The sequence below is a fragment of the Verrucosispora sioxanthis genome (assembly GCF_010560025.1).
GTDB lineage: Bacteria > Actinomycetota > Actinomycetes > Mycobacteriales > Micromonosporaceae > Micromonospora > Micromonospora palythoicola.
Map to the genome: position 1 here is coordinate 185,542 of NZ_SAIY01000003.1, position 16,176 is coordinate 201,717.

Annotated in this window: 15 protein-coding genes and 1 pseudogene; 10 read left to right on the plus strand and 6 right to left on the minus strand. The window is 71.7% G+C overall.

What is annotated here, in order from left to right; genetic code table 11:
* The first annotated feature begins 85 nt into the window (after positions 1 to 85).
* From ENC19_RS29260 to ENC19_RS31345, 3 genes and pseudogenes are all read left to right on the plus strand, one after another.
* Positions 86 to 247, plus strand: a complete 162-nt coding sequence (locus ENC19_RS29260) for a hypothetical protein (RefSeq protein ID WP_166458390.1) — start codon at positions 86 to 88, stop codon at positions 245 to 247.
* Between the two features lie 49 nt (positions 248 to 296).
* Positions 297 to 371 (plus strand): annotated as a pseudogene (locus ENC19_RS31340) (hypothetical protein); the annotation flags it as partial.
* Between the two features lie 521 nt (positions 372 to 892).
* Complete coding sequence (locus tag ENC19_RS31345) at positions 893 to 1,441, plus strand: hypothetical protein (RefSeq protein WP_328824240.1); 549 nt, start codon at positions 893 to 895, stop codon at positions 1,439 to 1,441.
* Positions 1,442 to 1,754: 313 nt separating this feature from the next.
* On the opposite strand, the gene ENC19_RS10135 is transcribed toward ENC19_RS31345, so the two are convergent.
* Both ENC19_RS10135 and ENC19_RS10140 read right to left on the minus strand, forming a co-directional pair.
* Entirely contained in the window at positions 1,755 to 3,377 is a 1,623-nt protein-coding gene (locus tag ENC19_RS10135) for an ABC transporter permease (RefSeq protein WP_164446933.1), read from the minus strand.
* Complete coding sequence (locus tag ENC19_RS10140) at positions 3,374 to 4,294, minus strand: ABC transporter ATP-binding protein (RefSeq protein ID WP_164446934.1); 921 nt, start codon at positions 4,292 to 4,294, stop codon at positions 3,374 to 3,376. The genes ENC19_RS10135 and ENC19_RS10140 overlap by 4 nt, the downstream gene beginning before the upstream one ends.
* Positions 4,295 to 4,391: 97 nt before the next feature.
* Here ENC19_RS10140 and ENC19_RS10145 point away from each other — a divergent pair, with 97 nt between their 5' ends.
* Positions 4,392 to 5,195 (plus strand): TetR family transcriptional regulator, encoded by an 804-nt coding sequence (locus tag ENC19_RS10145; RefSeq protein WP_164446935.1) that lies wholly within the window; start codon positions 4,392 to 4,394, stop codon positions 5,193 to 5,195.
* A 21-nt stretch (positions 5,196 to 5,216) separates the two neighbouring features.
* On the opposite strand, the gene ENC19_RS10150 is transcribed toward ENC19_RS10145, so the two are convergent.
* Positions 5,217 to 6,542 (minus strand): carbohydrate-binding domain-containing protein, encoded by a 1,326-nt coding sequence (locus tag ENC19_RS10150; RefSeq protein ID WP_164446936.1) that lies wholly within the window; start codon positions 6,540 to 6,542, stop codon positions 5,217 to 5,219.
* Positions 6,543 to 6,682: 140 nt separating this feature from the next.
* Positions 6,683 to 8,200 carry a glycerol kinase GlpK gene (glpK, locus tag ENC19_RS10155; protein WP_164446937.1) on the minus strand — a complete coding sequence of 506 codons (1,518 nt, stop codon included), beginning with the start codon at positions 8,198 to 8,200 and terminating at the stop codon, positions 6,683 to 6,685.
* Between the two features lie 222 nt (positions 8,201 to 8,422).
* On the opposite strand from glpK, the gene ENC19_RS10160 reads away from it, so the two are divergent.
* Together ENC19_RS10160 and ENC19_RS10165 are read left to right on the plus strand one after the other, a co-directional pair.
* Positions 8,423 to 9,295, plus strand: coding sequence for an SDR family oxidoreductase (locus ENC19_RS10160; protein ID WP_164446938.1), 873 nt, complete (start codon positions 8,423 to 8,425; stop codon positions 9,293 to 9,295).
* Positions 9,296 to 9,357: 62 nt separating this feature from the next.
* Positions 9,358 to 9,861, plus strand: a complete 504-nt coding sequence (locus tag ENC19_RS10165) for an ATP-binding protein (RefSeq protein ID WP_164446939.1) — start codon at positions 9,358 to 9,360, stop codon at positions 9,859 to 9,861.
* Positions 9,862 to 9,883: 22 nt separating this feature from the next.
* Here the strand turns inward: ENC19_RS10165 and ENC19_RS10170 are convergent, their stop codons facing one another.
* Complete coding sequence (locus tag ENC19_RS10170) at positions 9,884 to 10,204, minus strand: TraR/DksA family transcriptional regulator (protein WP_164446940.1); 321 nt, start codon at positions 10,202 to 10,204, stop codon at positions 9,884 to 9,886.
* Positions 10,201 to 10,428: a hypothetical protein gene (locus ENC19_RS10175; protein ID WP_164446941.1), complete on the minus strand. Its 228-nt coding sequence runs from the start codon at positions 10,426 to 10,428 to the stop codon at positions 10,201 to 10,203. Before ENC19_RS10175 ends, ENC19_RS10170 begins: the two co-directional genes overlap by 4 nt.
* A gap of 227 nt (positions 10,429 to 10,655) precedes the next feature.
* On the opposite strand from ENC19_RS10175, the gene ENC19_RS10180 reads away from it, so the two are divergent.
* The 4 genes from ENC19_RS10180 (at position 10,656) to ENC19_RS10195 (ending at position 16,173) form a co-directional block, all read left to right on the plus strand.
* Positions 10,656 to 11,099: an SCP2 sterol-binding domain-containing protein gene (locus tag ENC19_RS10180; RefSeq protein ID WP_164446942.1), complete on the plus strand. Its 444-nt coding sequence runs from the start codon at positions 10,656 to 10,658 to the stop codon at positions 11,097 to 11,099.
* The gene (locus ENC19_RS10185) at positions 11,096 to 13,162 is read left to right on the plus strand and encodes an amylo-alpha-1,6-glucosidase (RefSeq protein WP_164446943.1); all 2,067 of its coding nucleotides are present in this window, start codon (positions 11,096 to 11,098) and stop codon (positions 13,160 to 13,162) included. Before ENC19_RS10180 ends, ENC19_RS10185 begins: the two co-directional genes overlap by 4 nt.
* 32 nt (positions 13,163 to 13,194) lie before the next feature.
* Positions 13,195 to 13,707: an NUDIX domain-containing protein gene (locus ENC19_RS10190; RefSeq protein ID WP_164446944.1), complete on the plus strand. Its 513-nt coding sequence runs from the start codon at positions 13,195 to 13,197 to the stop codon at positions 13,705 to 13,707.
* Positions 13,708 to 13,821: 114 nt separating this feature from the next.
* Positions 13,822 to 16,173: a hypothetical protein gene (locus ENC19_RS10195; protein WP_164446945.1), complete on the plus strand. Its 2,352-nt coding sequence runs from the start codon at positions 13,822 to 13,824 to the stop codon at positions 16,171 to 16,173.
* Positions 16,174 to 16,176 lie beyond the last annotated feature (3 nt).

Here is a 16,176-nt window from a genome sequence, read left to right on the forward strand (position 1 = left end):
CAGGACTCGAACACTCGATTGCTTAGCGTAATCAGACGGTAGCGACAGAGAGTTGCTGGCGCTTCTGATTGCGGAGGAGTCGGGAATGAGCGGCCAGAACAAGCCCGACACGCCCAGTGAGGGCGAGCGGATCGAGGCGGCCGAGCGGGAAGCGGCGCGGTTTCGGTTGCTCGCGCAGGCCGAGGCGGATCGGATACCGGTCGAGGAGACGACCCGGGCGGTGCCGGATCGGCGACGGCATGGGTGACGAGTTGCCGATCGGTCGGCGGGTGGCGTACTGGCGGGGGCGGCGACGGATGTCGCAGCAGGTGTTCGCCGACCGGCTGGGCAAGTCGAAGAGCTGGGTCGACAAGGTCGAGCGCGGTGCGCGGTCGCTGGACAAGGTGTCCACGATCGCGGAGATCGCCGCTGTGCTGCGGGTCGATCAGTCGGTGCTGCTGGGCCACGACGTCCGTCCCGTCGCCGACAGCGAGCGGGCCGGCTCGGTGGAGCGGATCCGAGCGGCACTTGCGGCGTACGACATCGCGGTGGGCCGGCGGGTGCCGGACCGCGACGTGCCGGCGGCAGCTCAGGTGGCGCGCGGCGTGGCTTACGCCTGGACCACCTACCAGCACGCACGGTACCCCCAGTTGACCGACCTGCTGCCCGAGCTGATCAGCGGGGCGCAGCGCGGTCACGCCCGCGAGCTGGCGTCGGGGCGCGTGCCACTGGTGGAGGCGTACCGGATCGGCGCGGCACTGCTGACGAAGCTCGGTGAGACCGAGTTGGCCTGGTTGGCCGCCGACCGGGCGATGACGCTGGCGACCGGCGATGCTGTGCTCGTCGCCAGCGCGGCGGTGCAGCTCGGGAGGTGTTGCGCGCCACCGGGCGGGCGCGATCGGCGGTGTCGACCGTGCGGACCGCCGCGTACCGCATCGCCCCGCCGGACCTCGACGGCGGCTCGTCGGCGCAGTTGTCCCTGTGCGGCACGCTGCTCGTGCAGGGCGCGTTGGCGGCAGCCGGCGACGGCGACGAGCGCGCCGCCGCCGACCTGCTCGACGAGGCCGCCGACCTGGCCGACCGGGTGGGCGACGGTCATGACCACCATCGCACCGCCTTCGGGCCCACCGCCGTCACCGCAGCACGGACAGTGGCGGCACTGGAGTTGGGCGACGCGGGTGAGGCGGTGGCCTGGCATCAGAGGGCGGTCCGACGCGACGGTTGGCGGTGGCTACCCGTCGAGCATCGCGCCGCCCACCTGATCGACGCCGCCCGAGCGCACCTGCACGCCCACGATCCCACCAGCGCGGCTCGGACCCTGCTGCAAGCCCAGAGCACCGCACCCGCTGAGGTACGGCACCGGCCCGCCGCCCGCGATCTGCTCGCCGAGGTGCTCCGGAGCCGGCACGCCCCGACGACGATCGTCCAGCTCGCCGCGGCCCTCAAGGTGCCGGCAACATGACCGCACCGCTGCTGTCCCTGGCCCAGATTCTCAACCGGCTCGCCCTCACGGCCCGCCGAACCCTCCGTGATCATGAATCGTCGGACGGCACCTGCCCGATCTGCCACACGGCGGACTGTGCCACGGCAGCCGCTGCGCGTGACGTCCTCGACGCCATCACCCAACTGCGCTGGCACCGCCTGGAGGTTCCGCCGCACATCGTGTCCCCCGTGGATCCCGCCTGCTCCGCGCTGACCGGCACCCCGAGCACTGACCATGGCAGCGGCGTGTCGAGTCACTCGACTGCAAACGATCAAGCTCGGCTCAGGCCGCGTCAGGTGGGGGTGTCGCGGCGGCGGAAGGTGGTGAGGCCGAGGGCGAGCAGGGCGGCGGCTACGGCGGTCAGGACCACCAGGGGCAGGACGGTGACGTCGACGGCGGGCACCGACGGCACGTGGGTGTACGGGGAGAGGTTCAGCGCCGCCTGCGGCAGGTCCAGCGCGGCGCCCAACTGGCCGAGCAGCAGGAACACGATGAGCACCGCCCAACTCGACGCGACCGACAGGCGCGGCAACGCGCCGAGCAGGGCGGTCACCACCCCGGCGACGACCAGCAGCGCCGGCAGCCGCAGCAGCGCGGCCCCGGTCAGGTCGACCGTCCAACCGACCGGGTCACCGACCGCCAGCCCGTACCCGAGGCCGGTGGTGGCACCGGCCAGCAGCATCAGCGCCAGCGCGCCGAGCACGGCACCGGCCACCTGGGTGCCCAGCCACCGGTAGCGGCTGACGGCGGTGGCGAGCAGCGGTTCGAGGATGCCGTCGGACTCGTCACCGCGCACCCGCAGCAGGGCCTGCACCACGTACGCCCCGATGGTCAGGGCGAACAGCCCGAGCATCGCGGCCAGGAAGGCGTCGACGAGTTCGGCCCCGCCGCCGAGTTGGGCGATCGCCTCGGCGGCGGCCGGGTTGTCGGCGATCATGTCGTCGACCTCGTTGCCGGCCAGACCCATGGCGAGGCCGAGCACCGCCACCGCGACCGCCCAACCGGTCAACGCGCCACGGTGCAGCCGCCAGGTGAGTCCGGCCGGGCTGAGCAGGCCGGCGGTGGCTCGGGCCGGACCCCGGCGGGCGGCGAGCAGGCCGGCGCCGAGGTCGCGTCGTTCGGCGAGCGCGTACGCCCCGGCGACCCCGGCGACCAGCAGGGCGACCGGCAGCGTGAGAACCCACCACCGCTCGTCGTCGAAGGCACGGATCTGGGTGCCCCAGCCCAGCGGCGACAACCAGGTGGGCCACGCGCTGACCAGGCGTACCCCGTCGGCGGCGGGCTGACCGAGAACGTCACCGGTGGCGCGCAGCAGGAACGCCACCCCGACCGTGGCCGAGGCGAGGGCGTTGGCGCCCCGGGAGGTCACCGAGAGCTGGGCGGTGACGGCGGCCGCGCCGGTGAAGGCGAGGCCGACCCCGACGATCGCCGCGGCGGCCACCGAGCCGGCGGCCGGCAGGCCGGCACCGACGAAGGCGAGCGCGAGCAGCGCACCGGACAGCACGTTGGCGCCGACCACGACGACCAGGGCCGCGGTGAGCAGCGCGTACCGGCCGACGGCGGCGGCACCGAGCAGCTCCGCGCGGCCGGTTTCCTCGTTCTGCCGGGTGTGCCGGACCACCGCGAAGGTGCTCAGCAACGCGGCGAGCACGGCCAGGGTGAGGTACGTCTCGGTGACCACCACGGCTCCGAGGTCGGTGCTGGCCACCGGGCCGTTGAAGGCACGGGCGACGACGCTGGTGTTGGCCACCTCGGCGTACCCGATGCGGTTCTGCTCCTCGGGGTAGATGCTGGCCACGCTCTCGGCGAGGGCGTAGCCGATCAGCGGGCTGCCGAGCGTCCAGATGGCCAGGCGGATGCGGTCCCGACGCAGGGCGAGCCGGGTGAGTCGGCCGGTGCCGGTGAAGGCGCTCATCGGGTGCCTCCGGCCGGCGCCTGCCGGTCTGAGTCGATGGTCTCGCCGTAGTGCCGCAGGAAGAGTTCCTCCAGGGTGGGCGGTGTGCTGGTCAACGCGCGGACCTCGAAGCGGACCAGGTGGGTCAGGAGCGCGTCGAGGTGCTCGGGCTCGACCTCCAGGCGGACGCGACCGTCGACGGGGCGGACCTCGTGCACGCCGGGCAGCTCGGTCAGGCCGGTCACCGGCCGTCCGGTCTCGACGGTGACGGTGGTACGCGCCAGGTGGCGCAGCTCGGACAGGGTGCCGGACTCGACGATCCGGCCCTCCCGGATGATGCTGACCCGGTCGCAGAGCGCCTCGACCTCGGCCAGCACGTGGCTGGAGAGCAGGACGCTCGCGCCGCCCTGGGTGAGCTGCCGGACCTCCTCCTGGAACACCGCCTCCATCAGCGGGTCCAGCCCGGAGGTGGGCTCGTCCAGCACGTACAGCTCGACGTCGCTGGCGAAGGCGGCGACGATGGCGACCTTCTGCCGGTTGCCCTTGGAGTAGGTGCGGCACTTCTTCGTCGGGTCCAGGTCGAAGCGACGCAGCAGTTCGTCGCGGCGACGCGGGTCCAGCCCGCCGCGCAACGCACCGAACAGGTCGATCGCCTCTCCGCCGGACAGGTTGGGCCAGAGGTTGACGTCACCCGGCACGTAGGCCAGCCGCCGGTGCAGCGCGACCGCGTCCCGCCACGGGTCCCCACCCAGGAGGCGAACCTGCCCGGAGTCCCGGCGCAGCAGGCCGAGCAGGATCCGGATGGTGGTGGACTTGCCCGAGCCGTTGGGTCCGAGGAATCCGTGCACCTCCCCCGGTTCCACCGTCAGGTCGAGCCCGTCAAGTGCGCGTACGCCGCCGAAGGTCTTGACGAGGTTCTCGATGGCGATCACGGACATGGACGCCTCCTGTCGTTGCCGGTGTCTGCCACTGACCGATGGTAAGGGGTACCGCACAGCCACCGTCCGGCGGTCAGGAGCGACTACGCTGAACGCCATGACCTGCGCGGAGACCGACGGCACCCGCAGTCGGATCCTGCGCGCCGCGCTGGACCTCTTCGCCGAGCAGGGCTACCAACGCACCTCGCTGCGGCAGATCGCCGAACGGTTGCGGCTGACCAAGGCCGCCATCCTCTACCACTTCCCCAGCAAGGTGCATCTGCTCGCCGCACTCGCCGAGCCGTTGATCCGCGACCTGGAGGCACTGCTGGACACCGCCGGGTCGCTGCCCGGCCGGCAGGCGAGATGGACGCTGCTGGAGGGCTGGGTGGACACCATGCTCGCGCACCGCGGCCCACTCGGCATGCTCTTTCACGACCTCGCGCTCGTCGACCGGGGCAGCACGTACCACCGCCTGATGCAGATCGCCATGCGGGCCAACGAGATCGTCGCCGGTCCGGACGCCGGACGCCGGGATCGGGTCCGGGCGGTCCAGGCCATCGCCATGTGCAGCGACCCGGTGGTGTTCATGATCGACGTTCCCGCGTCGGTACTGAGGGCGGACATGCTGGACGGCGTCTGCCGGCTGCTGGGTGAGACGCCGCCCGGCGAACAGCGGCCGGTCGCCCGCACCACGACGGCGACCGATCCGGCCGCCGGCGCCGCGCCGCCCGGGCGGGTGGGTCGGCGGCGGCCGGGCCGCCCCCGTTCGCTGAGCCCGGAACAGGTGCGCGCCGCCCGTCGGATGCATCTGGCGGGCACCCACTCGGCCGACGAGATCGCCGCCGAGTTCGGTGTCTCGCGCGCCACCGTCTACCGCCACCTCGACGCGGACCACGATAACGAGACAATTACAAGATAGTTATGAGACCTCGCCGGGTGGTCACCGGACCAGGCCGATCCCGGCGTACGTCCGCTCGTACGCCGGGAACTCCTCGTCGGTGTGCGGCGCGTAGATCCAGGTACGCAGGGAGTCGGCCGTGGTGTCGATCTCCACCAGCCGCACCGGGTTGGTACTGCGGGAGTGGAACGTCTGCAGGAAGGAGTAGATCCGGTTGCCGTGCACTCCGGTGTCCACCCGGGACGCCGCCGTGCCGGTGTGCCCGGAGAAGACGAACCGGATGTTCGGGTACCGCCGCACAAGATTGTCGAAGACGTACTGCGGACTGGTCGAACCGTAGCCGGCCGACCGACCGATCGAGGCGTCGCTCTCCAGGTGGTGATGGGTGACGATCACGACGTTGTGCCGGGGATGGGCCGCCACGACCGCCTTCGCCCAGTCGACGGCCGCCCGGCGCGGCCACAGTTCCAGGCTCAGCACCAGCCACCGCACCCCACCGGCGGTGTAGGTGGCATAGGCGTTGTCCACCTTGCCCGCCTCGAACTGGCCACCCACCGCGCCGAACCGCCCGGCGGTGAAGTACCTGTTGAACACTGTCGTGTCGCGCAGCAACTGTCCGGCGGGACTGCGCAGTTCCCCGCCCGGCCCGGCGGCCTGGGTGTCGTGGTTGCCGACGGCGAGGGTGTACGGCAGGCCGGCCGTCTCCAACGGACGCAGCGCGGCGCGGGCCCGGTCGTACTGCGCGTGGTCGGGAGTGTCGTAGTTGACCACATCGCCGGAGTGCGTGACGAACCGCAGGTCGAGAGTGGTGCGCTGGGCGACCAGCCAGTCGACGCGCTGACGCAGTCGGGTGTCGCGGGCGCTCAGCACCTCCTCCTGCGTGTCCGGCACCACGGCGAAGGTGAAGCGCGGGTCGACCGCCGGAGGCGGCTGCGTCCACACGGACGCCAGGTGTGCGTTGCGGTCACACGCGCCGGTGTACCGGTCGTTGACCAGCTCGATCCGGACGTCGTGCGTACCGTCCGGCAGCTCGGCACCGACCGGATAGCCGCCATAGTCGGTGGCGCTGGTCACGGTGACCTCGCCGACCAGCGCGCCGCCGACCCTGACCCGCAGGGTCGGCCAGCCGTCGCAGTGGTCGCCGATCGCACCGACGACCAGCCGTCCGGCGCCCCGCACGACGATCGTCGCGTAGCTGGCGTTGTGCCACAGCGTGGCGTGGGTGCCCGAGGACGGCCGGGGCGTGCCCGTGGCGGCTTGGATCGAACCGTTGACCACGGTGAACGGTGACGCCGCGTGCGCCGCGCCGGCCGGTACGCCGGCCGACAGGACGACCACGACCGCCATGATCGCGCGCGTGATCCGCATGGATGCCCTCCCTGTGCCACCTCCGGCAGCTGCCGGACATCGGGATGCTAAGGCAGACCGACCGGGCATTCCGGTACCGAAACATCGACACGCAGTGACGTTTACCTTGACGAAACGTGACAGGGGGCGCGGCGGATCGATCAGCCGACGTCGACCCAGTCGAGCGTGCGTTGCACCGCCTTGCGCCAGCCGGCGTAACCGGTGGCCCGCTGTTCGGGCGACCAGGACGGCTGCCAGCGCCGGCTCTCGTTCCAGTTCTCCCGCAGTTCGTCGGTGTCCCGCCAGAATCCGACGGCCAGTCCGGCGGCATAGGCCGCGCCGAGGGCCGTGGTCTCGGCGACCACGGGCCGGCTCACCGGCACGCCGAGGATGTCCGCCTGCAACTGCATGCACAGGTCGTTGACGGTGACCCCACCGTCGACCTTGAGGCACTCCAGCGACACGCCCGAGTCGCGCGCCATGGCCTCGGCCACGTCGCGGCTCTGGTAGCAGATCGCTTCCAGGGTCGCCCGGGCGATGTGCGCGTCGGTGTTGTAGCGGGACAGGCCGACGATCGCGCCCCGGGCGTCGGATCGCCAGTACGGGGCGAACAGACCGGAGAAGGCCGGTACGAAGTAGACCCCACCATTGTCGTCGACCTGGCGGGCGAGGTCCTCGCTCTGCGCCGCACTGCTGATGATCTTCAACTGGTCGCGGAGCCACTGCACGGCCGAACCGGTGACGGCGATGGAACCTTCGAGCGCGTAGACCGGCGACTGGCCGGCGAACTGGTAGCACACGGTGGTGAGCAGTCCGGCCTCGGAGCGGACGATCTCCGGTCCGGTGTTCAACAGCAGGAAGTTGCCCGTACCGTAGGTGTTCTTCGCCTCGCCCGGGGCGAAGCAGACCTGACCGACGGTGGCCGCCTGTTGGTCACCCAGATCCCCGGTGATCGGGACGGGGCCGGCGAACGGGCCGTTGGGCAGGGTGACGCCGTAGGCGTCCGGGTCGGAGGACGGGACGATCCGGGGCAGCATGGCGCGCGGGATGCCGAAGATGGACAGCAGTTCGTCGTCCCAGTCCAGCGTCTCCAGGTTCATCAGCATGGTCCGGCTGGCGTTCGTGGGGTCGGTGACGTGGATGCCGCCGTCGGTACCACCGGTCAGGTGCCACAGCAACCAGGTGTCGGTGTTGCCGAAGATCGCCTCACCGCGTTCGGCGGCCGCCCGCACCCCGTCGACGTGCTCCAGGATCCACTGGATCTTGCCGCCCGAGAAGTAGGTCGCCGGCGGCAGGCCGGCCTTGCGCCGGATGATCTCGCCGCGCCCGTCACGCCCCAACGCCGAGGCGATCCGATCGGTCCGGGTGTCCTGCCAGACGATGGCGTTGTAGTACGGCCGGCCGGTGCGCCGGTTCCACACCACCGTCGTCTCCCGCTGGTTGGTGACACCGAAAGCCGCCAGGTCACCCGCGGCGAGGCTGTGCGTGTTCAGCGCCGTGCGTACGACCGTCTGGGTGCGTTCCCAGATCTCCAGCGGATTGTGCTCGACCCAGCCGGCGCGCGGCAGGATCTGCTGGTGTTCGAGCTGATGGCGGCCGACCTCGTTGCCACCGTGGTCGAAGATCATGAACCGGGTGCTGGTGGTGCCCTGGTCCACGGCGCCGACGAAGTCAGCCATGCGTTCTCCTTGTCCTGGTCCTCGCTGTGGGTGCGGCGTGCGGCCTCGGGTAGATCCTTCCCGATCTCCGCGTCGCTTACCACGAACGGTTGGCGCGGCCGGCGGGGAAGGCGTGCCCGCCGGGCGCGGCGGCACCGGGTGGGAGGGCCGGCGGATGCCCGGTAGCGTTCGGCAGACCACCACTGGGTCGCCGCTGGCGGCGACCGGGAGCAGGAGCGCAACATGCGGTTAGAGCTACGCGACCGGACCATCCTGATCACCGGAGCGGCGCGGGGTATCGGCGCCCAACTGGCCCGGGCGGCCGCCGCCCGGGGCGCCCGGGTCGCCCTGGTCGGCCTGGAACCGGCGCCGTTGCGGCAGGTCGCCGCCGAGGTGGGCGGGCACTGGTACGAGTGCGACGTCACCGACCAGGCGGGCCTCGACGACGCGGTCGCCTCGACCGTGCAGCGTTACGGCGGCATCGACGTGGTGGTGGCCAACGCCGGCATCGCCAACATCGGCACCGTGTCCACCGGCCCGGTCGACGCCCTGGCCCGCACCATCGAGGTGAACCTGACCGGGGTGGTCCGCACGGTCAGCGCGGCGCTGCCGCACGTGCGCGCCGCCCGGGGCCACGTCCTGATCGTGTCGTCGGCGGCGGCCTTCGCCGCCATGCCCGGGATGGCCGCGTACTGCGCGTCGAAGGCCGGGGTCGAACAGTTCGGCAACGTGCTGCGGCTGGAGAACCGCCGGCGAGGGCTGACCGTGGGCACCGCCCACCCGATCTGGATCGACACCGACCTGGTGCGCGACATCCGGGACGACCTCGCCTCGTTCCACACCGCGCAGCGCAAGCTGCCCTGGCCGCTGAACACGACGGTCAGCGTCGAACGGTGCGCCGAGGCACTGCTGTGCGGCATCGAAGCTCGTCGACGCAAGGTCTACGTGCCACGGTCCATCGCCCTGGTCCAGGCGCTGCGCCCGGTGGTGCTCAGTGGGTTCGCCGACCGGCTGATCGACCGCTTCGGCGGCGCGGAGCTGGCCGAGCGGATGGAGGCGGAGGTACACCGTCTCGGCCGGTCCTTCGGTCGGACGTCGGTGGAGGGCGGCCAGTAGCGTCCGGATGGTTGCCCCTCGGCAAAGGTCGCGGATGTTCCTGGACGACGTAATCTGCCTGCATGAACAACCTCGGCCCGTCGGACGCCCGGGATTCCCGCGACCCGTCACCCGGCGGCGACGAGGCCACTCCCCTGCTGTCCGAGACATTCACCGCACAGACGGTGACGGCGCTGCGGCACCTGCTCACCGCCCGGGTGACCGCCGCCGGCCTCACCGGCGACGTGGCCGAGGATCTCGTCCTGGCCGTGCACGAACTGGTCACCAACGCCGTGCTGCACGGCGGGGGCCGCGGGCGACTCGACCTCTTCCGGCGGGCCGACCTGCTCGTCTGTGAGGTCACCGATCACGGGCACGAGCGGGGCGCGGACCTGCCGGTGAACCTGCCGGCGACGAACACCCCGGGCGGCCGAGGTCTCTGGCTCGCCCATCACCTAACCGGAGCGCTGACGCTGACCCGCCGGCCCGACGGTCTGACCGCGACCGTCACCGCCAATCTGCGCGTCGAGCCGTCCGCGGTGACCGGATCGCCCGAGGTGTCCACGGACCGGCCGTCGCATCCGTGAGGCCGACGGCCGGTCCACCCGGTCAGCCGTTCTGCTTCTGCTGGCACGGCACGCAGAACCGCGCGTGCGGCAGGATCTCCAGGCGTTCCCGGGGAATGTCCGTTCCGCACCGCTCGCACCTGCCGTAGCCACCGGCGGTGAGGCGCCGCAGCGCCCCGGCGATCTGGTCGAGGCTCAGCCGGGTGGCGGCGATCAGCGCGGCATTCGTGTGCGCCTCCCCGGGATCCCCGGTGTCGGCCGTCAACTCGGTCAGCCGGGCGGTCTGGGCCGCGAACTCGTGGTGCAGTGTCGCTTCGAGTTCGCTGATCCACTGCTGGTCGTGGCTGTCGGTCCGTTCGCTCATGTCGGTTCCCTCTCCGGAAAAAGAAAAAGGGCCGAAGCGGTGCGCTTCGCCCTTGCCGTCACGTGTCCGTGCACGATGTCCGGAGGGCTGCGACCGGCGGGGCGCGGCTGGCCGTGACCGGTCGGTGCCGGGAACCGGGGCGCCGGAGTGGCCGCGCCCGGCACGCGCAGCCCGGCCGCCGCCGGGACGGCGGCGGCGCGGCTGAGCAGCACGGCGGTTCGCATCGGACCACCATAGGCGGCGACCGGCCGGAAACCAACGCCGATCTCCGATGCACGGCCCGGAGGCCGGGGCCCACCTGAAGGTGGACCAGTAGTACGGACCAGCACCAGAGCGGATCAAAGCCGCTAAGGTGACCGTGGCGGAGGAGTTGACCGGCGCTTCGCCGCCGGCTCGGGCCGCCCCGGCACCCAGCCCTCGTCGGCCGGGCACGGCCCGCAGGAGGTCCGGGATGTCGGAGGCGGTGCGCGACTTCTTCGACGGTCTCACCAGGGGTGGGGGGCGGATGCTGCGGCAGGTCTCCGGCACCGTGCGTTTCGACCTGGCCTATCCCGACCGGGTCGACCACTGGCTGGTCAGCATCGACCAGGGCCGGATCACGGTGTCGCGTGACGACGTACCGGATGTGGACACGGTGATCCGGGCCGACGCGCAGTTGTTTCTCCGGATGACCCGCGGCGAGGTCAAGCCGCTGTCGGCGTGGCTGCGCAACGACTTCACCGCCGACGGCGAGTTCCGGTTCGTCATCATGCTGGAGCGCCTGTTCGCACCGCCGCCCCACGCCCACCACCCGCGGGAGGTGGCCGCCCACCGCAATCACCGGGCGCTGGCCGATCCTGGACAGCCGTCGCCGCACGACGCGGTCCCCCCGACCGGTGAGGGGGAGCAGCGGTGAGGAAACTCGTCCGCATCCTCGACGGCAACATCTTCGCGTTGAGCGAGGACAACGGCGACATGGACTTCAGCCCCACCAATCCGGCCGGGTTCTTCGCCTTCGACACCCGCTTCCTGTCCACCTGGCGGTTGCGGCTCGACGGGGAACGGCTGCACCCACTGGCTGTGCACGATCCGAGTTACTACAAGATCCGGTTCTTCCTGGTGCCCGGTCATCCGACCCACTACGTCGACGCGAAGGTCTCGATGATCCGCGACCGGTGGATCTCCGACAGCGCCTTCGTCGAACACCTCACCGTGCTCAACCACACCAACGGCCCCGTCGACTACGTGCTGCGCATCGACGTGGACAGCGACTTCGCCCCGGTCTACGACGTCATCTGGCCGCACGCGTCGGCGCTGCGCGGCTACCGCGAGGTCTCGACGGACGGCCTGCGGCTCGGCTACCGGCGGGAGAAGTTCCACCGGGTCACCGACATCTCGACGAGCGAGCCGGCGGAGTTCGACGAGCACGGGCTGACCTTCCGGATCAGGGTCGACCGGCAGGGCCGGTGGAACACGACCCTGCGGGTGCGGGCGCTGGTGCTGCGTCCGGACGGCGCGGACATGCGGGAGCGGCTGCGGCACCCGCGCGGCAAGGTCGGCACCGAGTTGCGCCACGACCTGAGCGAGTGGATCGCCGAGGCCCCCCGGCTGTACTGCGACTGGGAGTCGCTGTGCACGACCTACCGACGCGGGCTGGCGGACCTCGCCGGCCTGCGTTTCTCTCCGCTGGCGCTGCCGCACGAGACCATGCTCGCCGCCGGGTTGCCCTGGTCGGCCACCATCATCGGCCGCGACAACCTGCTCACCTGTTACCAGACCCTGCCGTTCGTTCCCCGGATGGCGGCGACCACGCTGCGCCTGCTCGCCATGGACCAGGGCACGGTGCTCGACGACTTCCGGGACGAGGAACCCGGCAAGATCCTCAACGAGTTCCGATACGGGGAGATGGCCGCCTTCGAGCAGCGTCCCCAGTCACCGTATTACGGCGGAGCGGACGTGACGCCCCTGTTCGTCGTGCTGCTCGACGAGTACGAGCGCTGGACCGGCGACGCCTCGCTGGTGCGCGATCTGGAGGACGCCGCCCGCGCGGCGCTGAACTGGATCGACGAGTACGGCGACCTGCGCGGCGACGGCTACCTCTGGTACCAGCCGCGAAACGACGCGAGCGGGGCGCAGAACCACTGCTGGAAGGACTCGCCGGAGGCCATCTGTTACCGGGACGGCCGGCTGCCGGGGCTGCCGCGCGCCACCTGCGAGTTGCAGGGCTACGCGTACGACGCCAAGCGGCGCGGAGCCCGACTGGCCCGCGAGTTCTGGGGCGACCCGGCGTACGCCGACCGCCTGGAACGACAGGCCGAGGAGCTCAAGCGGCGGTTCAACCGCGACTTCTGGATCGACGGAGGTGAGTATTTCGCGCTGGCGCTCGGCCCCGACGGTGACCAGGTGGACGCGCTGGCGTCGAACATGGGACACCTGCTGTGGAGTGGCATCGTGGACGACTCCCGGGCCGCCGCCGTCGCCGGTCACCTGCTCGGGCCACGGCTGTTCTCCGGCTGGGGGGTCCGGACGTTGGCCACCGGGCAGGCCAGCTACAACCCGCTCGGTTACCACGTGGGTACGGTCTGGCCGTTCGACAACTCGCTGATCGCCTGCGGGCTGCGCCACTACGGCTTCGTCGAGGAGGCGGGAAAGATCGCGGAGTCCGTCATCGAGGCGTCCCAGCACTTCGCCGGACGGATGCCGGAGGCCTTCGCCGGCTACGACCGTGAACTGACCCGGTACCCGGTGCCGTACCCGGCCGCCAACAGCCCACAGGCCTCCGCGACCGGCGCCACGTTCCTGCTGCTGCGCAGCCTGCTCGGCCTGGAGCCCTACGGCGAGCACCTGGTGGTGCACCCGGCGCTTCCCGCACGCTTCGGCCGGATCGAACTGCTGAACATCCCGGGCCGGTGGGGACGCAAGGACGCGATCGGCAACGCGCGGGCGGGCAGGCCGGTGGCGCACAGTGGCGACAGGTGAGCCCGGGCGGACCCCAGGTAACGTGCTGCGGCATGAGCGGCGTGGCGTACTCGCATTGTTCGTACTGTGGCGCGGCCTACCCGCCGCCGATCGCCTGGCCCCGGCTCTGCGCGAGCTGTGGCCAGCAGGTCTGGCGCAATCCGCTGCCGGTGGCGGTGGCCGTACAGCCGGTGCTGACCGCCACCGGACTGGGCGTGGTCGTCGTCCGCCGGGACATCGAACCCGCCCGGGGGCAGCTCGCGCTGCCCGGCGGGTTCATCGAGTACGGCGAACGGTGGGAGGACGCCCTGGTCCGCGAGCTGCGCGAGGAGACCGGCCTGCGGGCCGAGGCGGTCGGTGCCAGGCTGCTCACCGTGCGGAGCGCGCCGGCCGGCGGCACCATGCTGGTCTTCGGAGAGCTGCCGGCCCGCCCCGCCGAGGAGCTGCCGCCGTCGGCACCGACCACGGAGGCCACCGAGTGGCTCGTGCTGACCGAGCCGACCGAGCTGGCCTTCTCCACCCACACGGAGGTGCTGGCCGACTTCCTCGCCCGCCGGCCGGTCTGACCGGCCGGGCACCGCGAGCAGGCGTGTTCGTCGGCTCGGCGGGTAGACCGGGAGATCGCACCGGGACGTCGCGCCTGCGCCGGGTCGGGTCGGTGCACACGTTCCGGGGGGCCGATGACCAGCGAGCCGGGGGCGTCGGACGACGTCGTGGAGCTGCGGGTGCACGGCGTGTCCGGCGCCGACGCCGAACAGATCCTCGACCGTCCGCACAGTCACCAGGTCGCCGGGGACCGTAACGGCGGGTTCTACCGGCCGCGCCCGGGCTATCCGGACACCGGAGGTCCGGCGGGCGTGACGTTGGAGGCGTACCGCTGGAGCGAACTTCCCTCCGGCACCACCGTCCGCACGCTGTCGCTGATGTTCCTGCTGCCGTTCATGCTGTGCAACGTCGCGATCTGGATGCGGCCGGCCCCCGGCGACAAGGCCGGTTCCGGGGTGAAGGCGTTGTGCCGGCTGCTCGCCCTCAGCCTCACCATGCTGTACGTGCTGGCGGCGATGGGCGTGGCGCTGGAACTGATCGCCTGGCGGTGCGTGCCGAACCCGTCCTGTCTGGCCGGGCGGCCATGGCTGTCCTGGCTCAGCGACCGACCCACCGGGCTGACCCTGGCCGTCTTCGCGCTGCTGCCCTTCGGCGCGCTCATGCTGGTCTGGCTGCTCGGTGTCCGTCCGGGCCGCAACTTCGACGCCTTCCACACCCCCATCAGCACCTCCGGGAGCCACCAGCTCAGCGCCGTGGGCCAGTGGGACAGCGGACCGACCGTGGACCGGCTCTGTTCACTGCACGGAGCCGCCGGGCTGATGACCCTCGGTCTCGGCCTGGTCGCCGCCCGGATCGGCTCGGGCCCGTCGCCGCTGAGCGTGACCCTGGCCGTCGTCAGTGGGGCGGTGCTGGTGGTCAGCATCGTGCTGGTCTGCGCGCACCCGTTCGTCGACCTGCTGCCGACCGGCTCGTACGCGGATCGGATCTCGCGCGGCCTGCGCAACCTGGCCTTCGTACTGATCGCCGTGGTGCTGGTCGCGGTGTCGGTCGACCCCACGCCGTGGCGGATCCGGGACGGGTTGCCCGGCTACGCCACCGCCGTCGGGCTGGTCATCTCCTCCCAGGCGGTCCTGCTGTTCCTGCTCGGCACGGGCGCGCTGATCGCCCGGAGCCGACAACGCCACAGCACCGCCGACACCACCGGCAGCGGCGAACCGGTCGACCGTGGCGACGCCGGCGGAGATGCGCCGCCCGCACCCAGTGTCGAGCCCGATGAGGCGCGTCGCGGATTCGGCCGTGACGGGCTCGGCGCCGGACCGCTACGCGGCCTGGGTGCGCCCGTGATCGCGGCCACCGCGACCGGGCTGGCGGTGGCGATCTCCGCGGACCTGGTCTACCGGGTGGCCGACTTCCTCAACCGCCGTGCCGACGCCGACGGTGAACGGGAGATCAGCCCGCCGCTGGGCTACAAGTGGGCCATCTTCGTCTTCCTGGTGGCGGCGGCAGCCACCCTGCTGGCGGCGCTGATCATCGGGCTGGCCAGTCGTATCCCCCGGATGCGCACCGCCCGGGCCACCGTCGCACACGACTTTCCCGACGCGCCGCCGGCCGCCCGGTACCGCCTGCACCAGGTCGAGCGCATGATCGCCAGGGCGCGGTTCACCGAACGGGTGGAGTCACTCGCGGTGGTGTACGCCTGTGTCGTCGGGGTGGGCATGCCCAGCAGCCTGCTCGGCATGCTGGGCCTGGCACCGGACAGCACGGTGCAGCAGCTGACCGGCATTCCGGCCGCGGCGACCAACTTCGGCATCCAGATGGGCAGTTTCCTCATCGCGGCGGTGGTGCTCGCGCTGCTCGTCGGCGGCATCTTCGCGTACCGTACGTCCCGGTTCCGCAGGTACGTCGGCGTGCTGTGGGACCTGGGGACGTTCTGGCCACGGGTGGCGCACCCGTTCGCACCGCCCTGCTACGCCGAGCGCGCTGTTCCCGAGCTGAGCCGACGGATCGGGTACCTCGCCGAACAGGGTCACGGAGTGCTGCTCACCGGGCACAGTCACGGCTCGGTGCTGCTCGCCGCCACGATCCTGCAACTGCCACCCGAGGTGTGCGGCCGGTTGGCGCTGCTGACCTACGGCTCACCGCTGCGCCGGCTCTACGCCCGGCTGTTTCCGGCCTACGTCAGTGACGAGGTGCTCCGCGACGTGGGCGACCGGGTCAACTGGCGGTGGATCAACCTGTGGCGGGACACCGACCCGATCGGGGGCTGGGTCTTCTCGCCGCACCGGCCGGAGCGTCCGCCGACGGTGTCCGGTGCCGCCGGCACGGTGGACCGGCGGCTGCGCGACCCGGTCGGCGTCCTCCCGCCGCCCGGCGACAGCGTCCCGCATCCGATCCTCGGGCACTGGCCCGGCGAATCCGATCCGCGCTTCGAGGCCGCGGTGGCCGAGCTGGCGGGCCGGCTGCGTGAGCACGACAAGCCGGCATGAGCC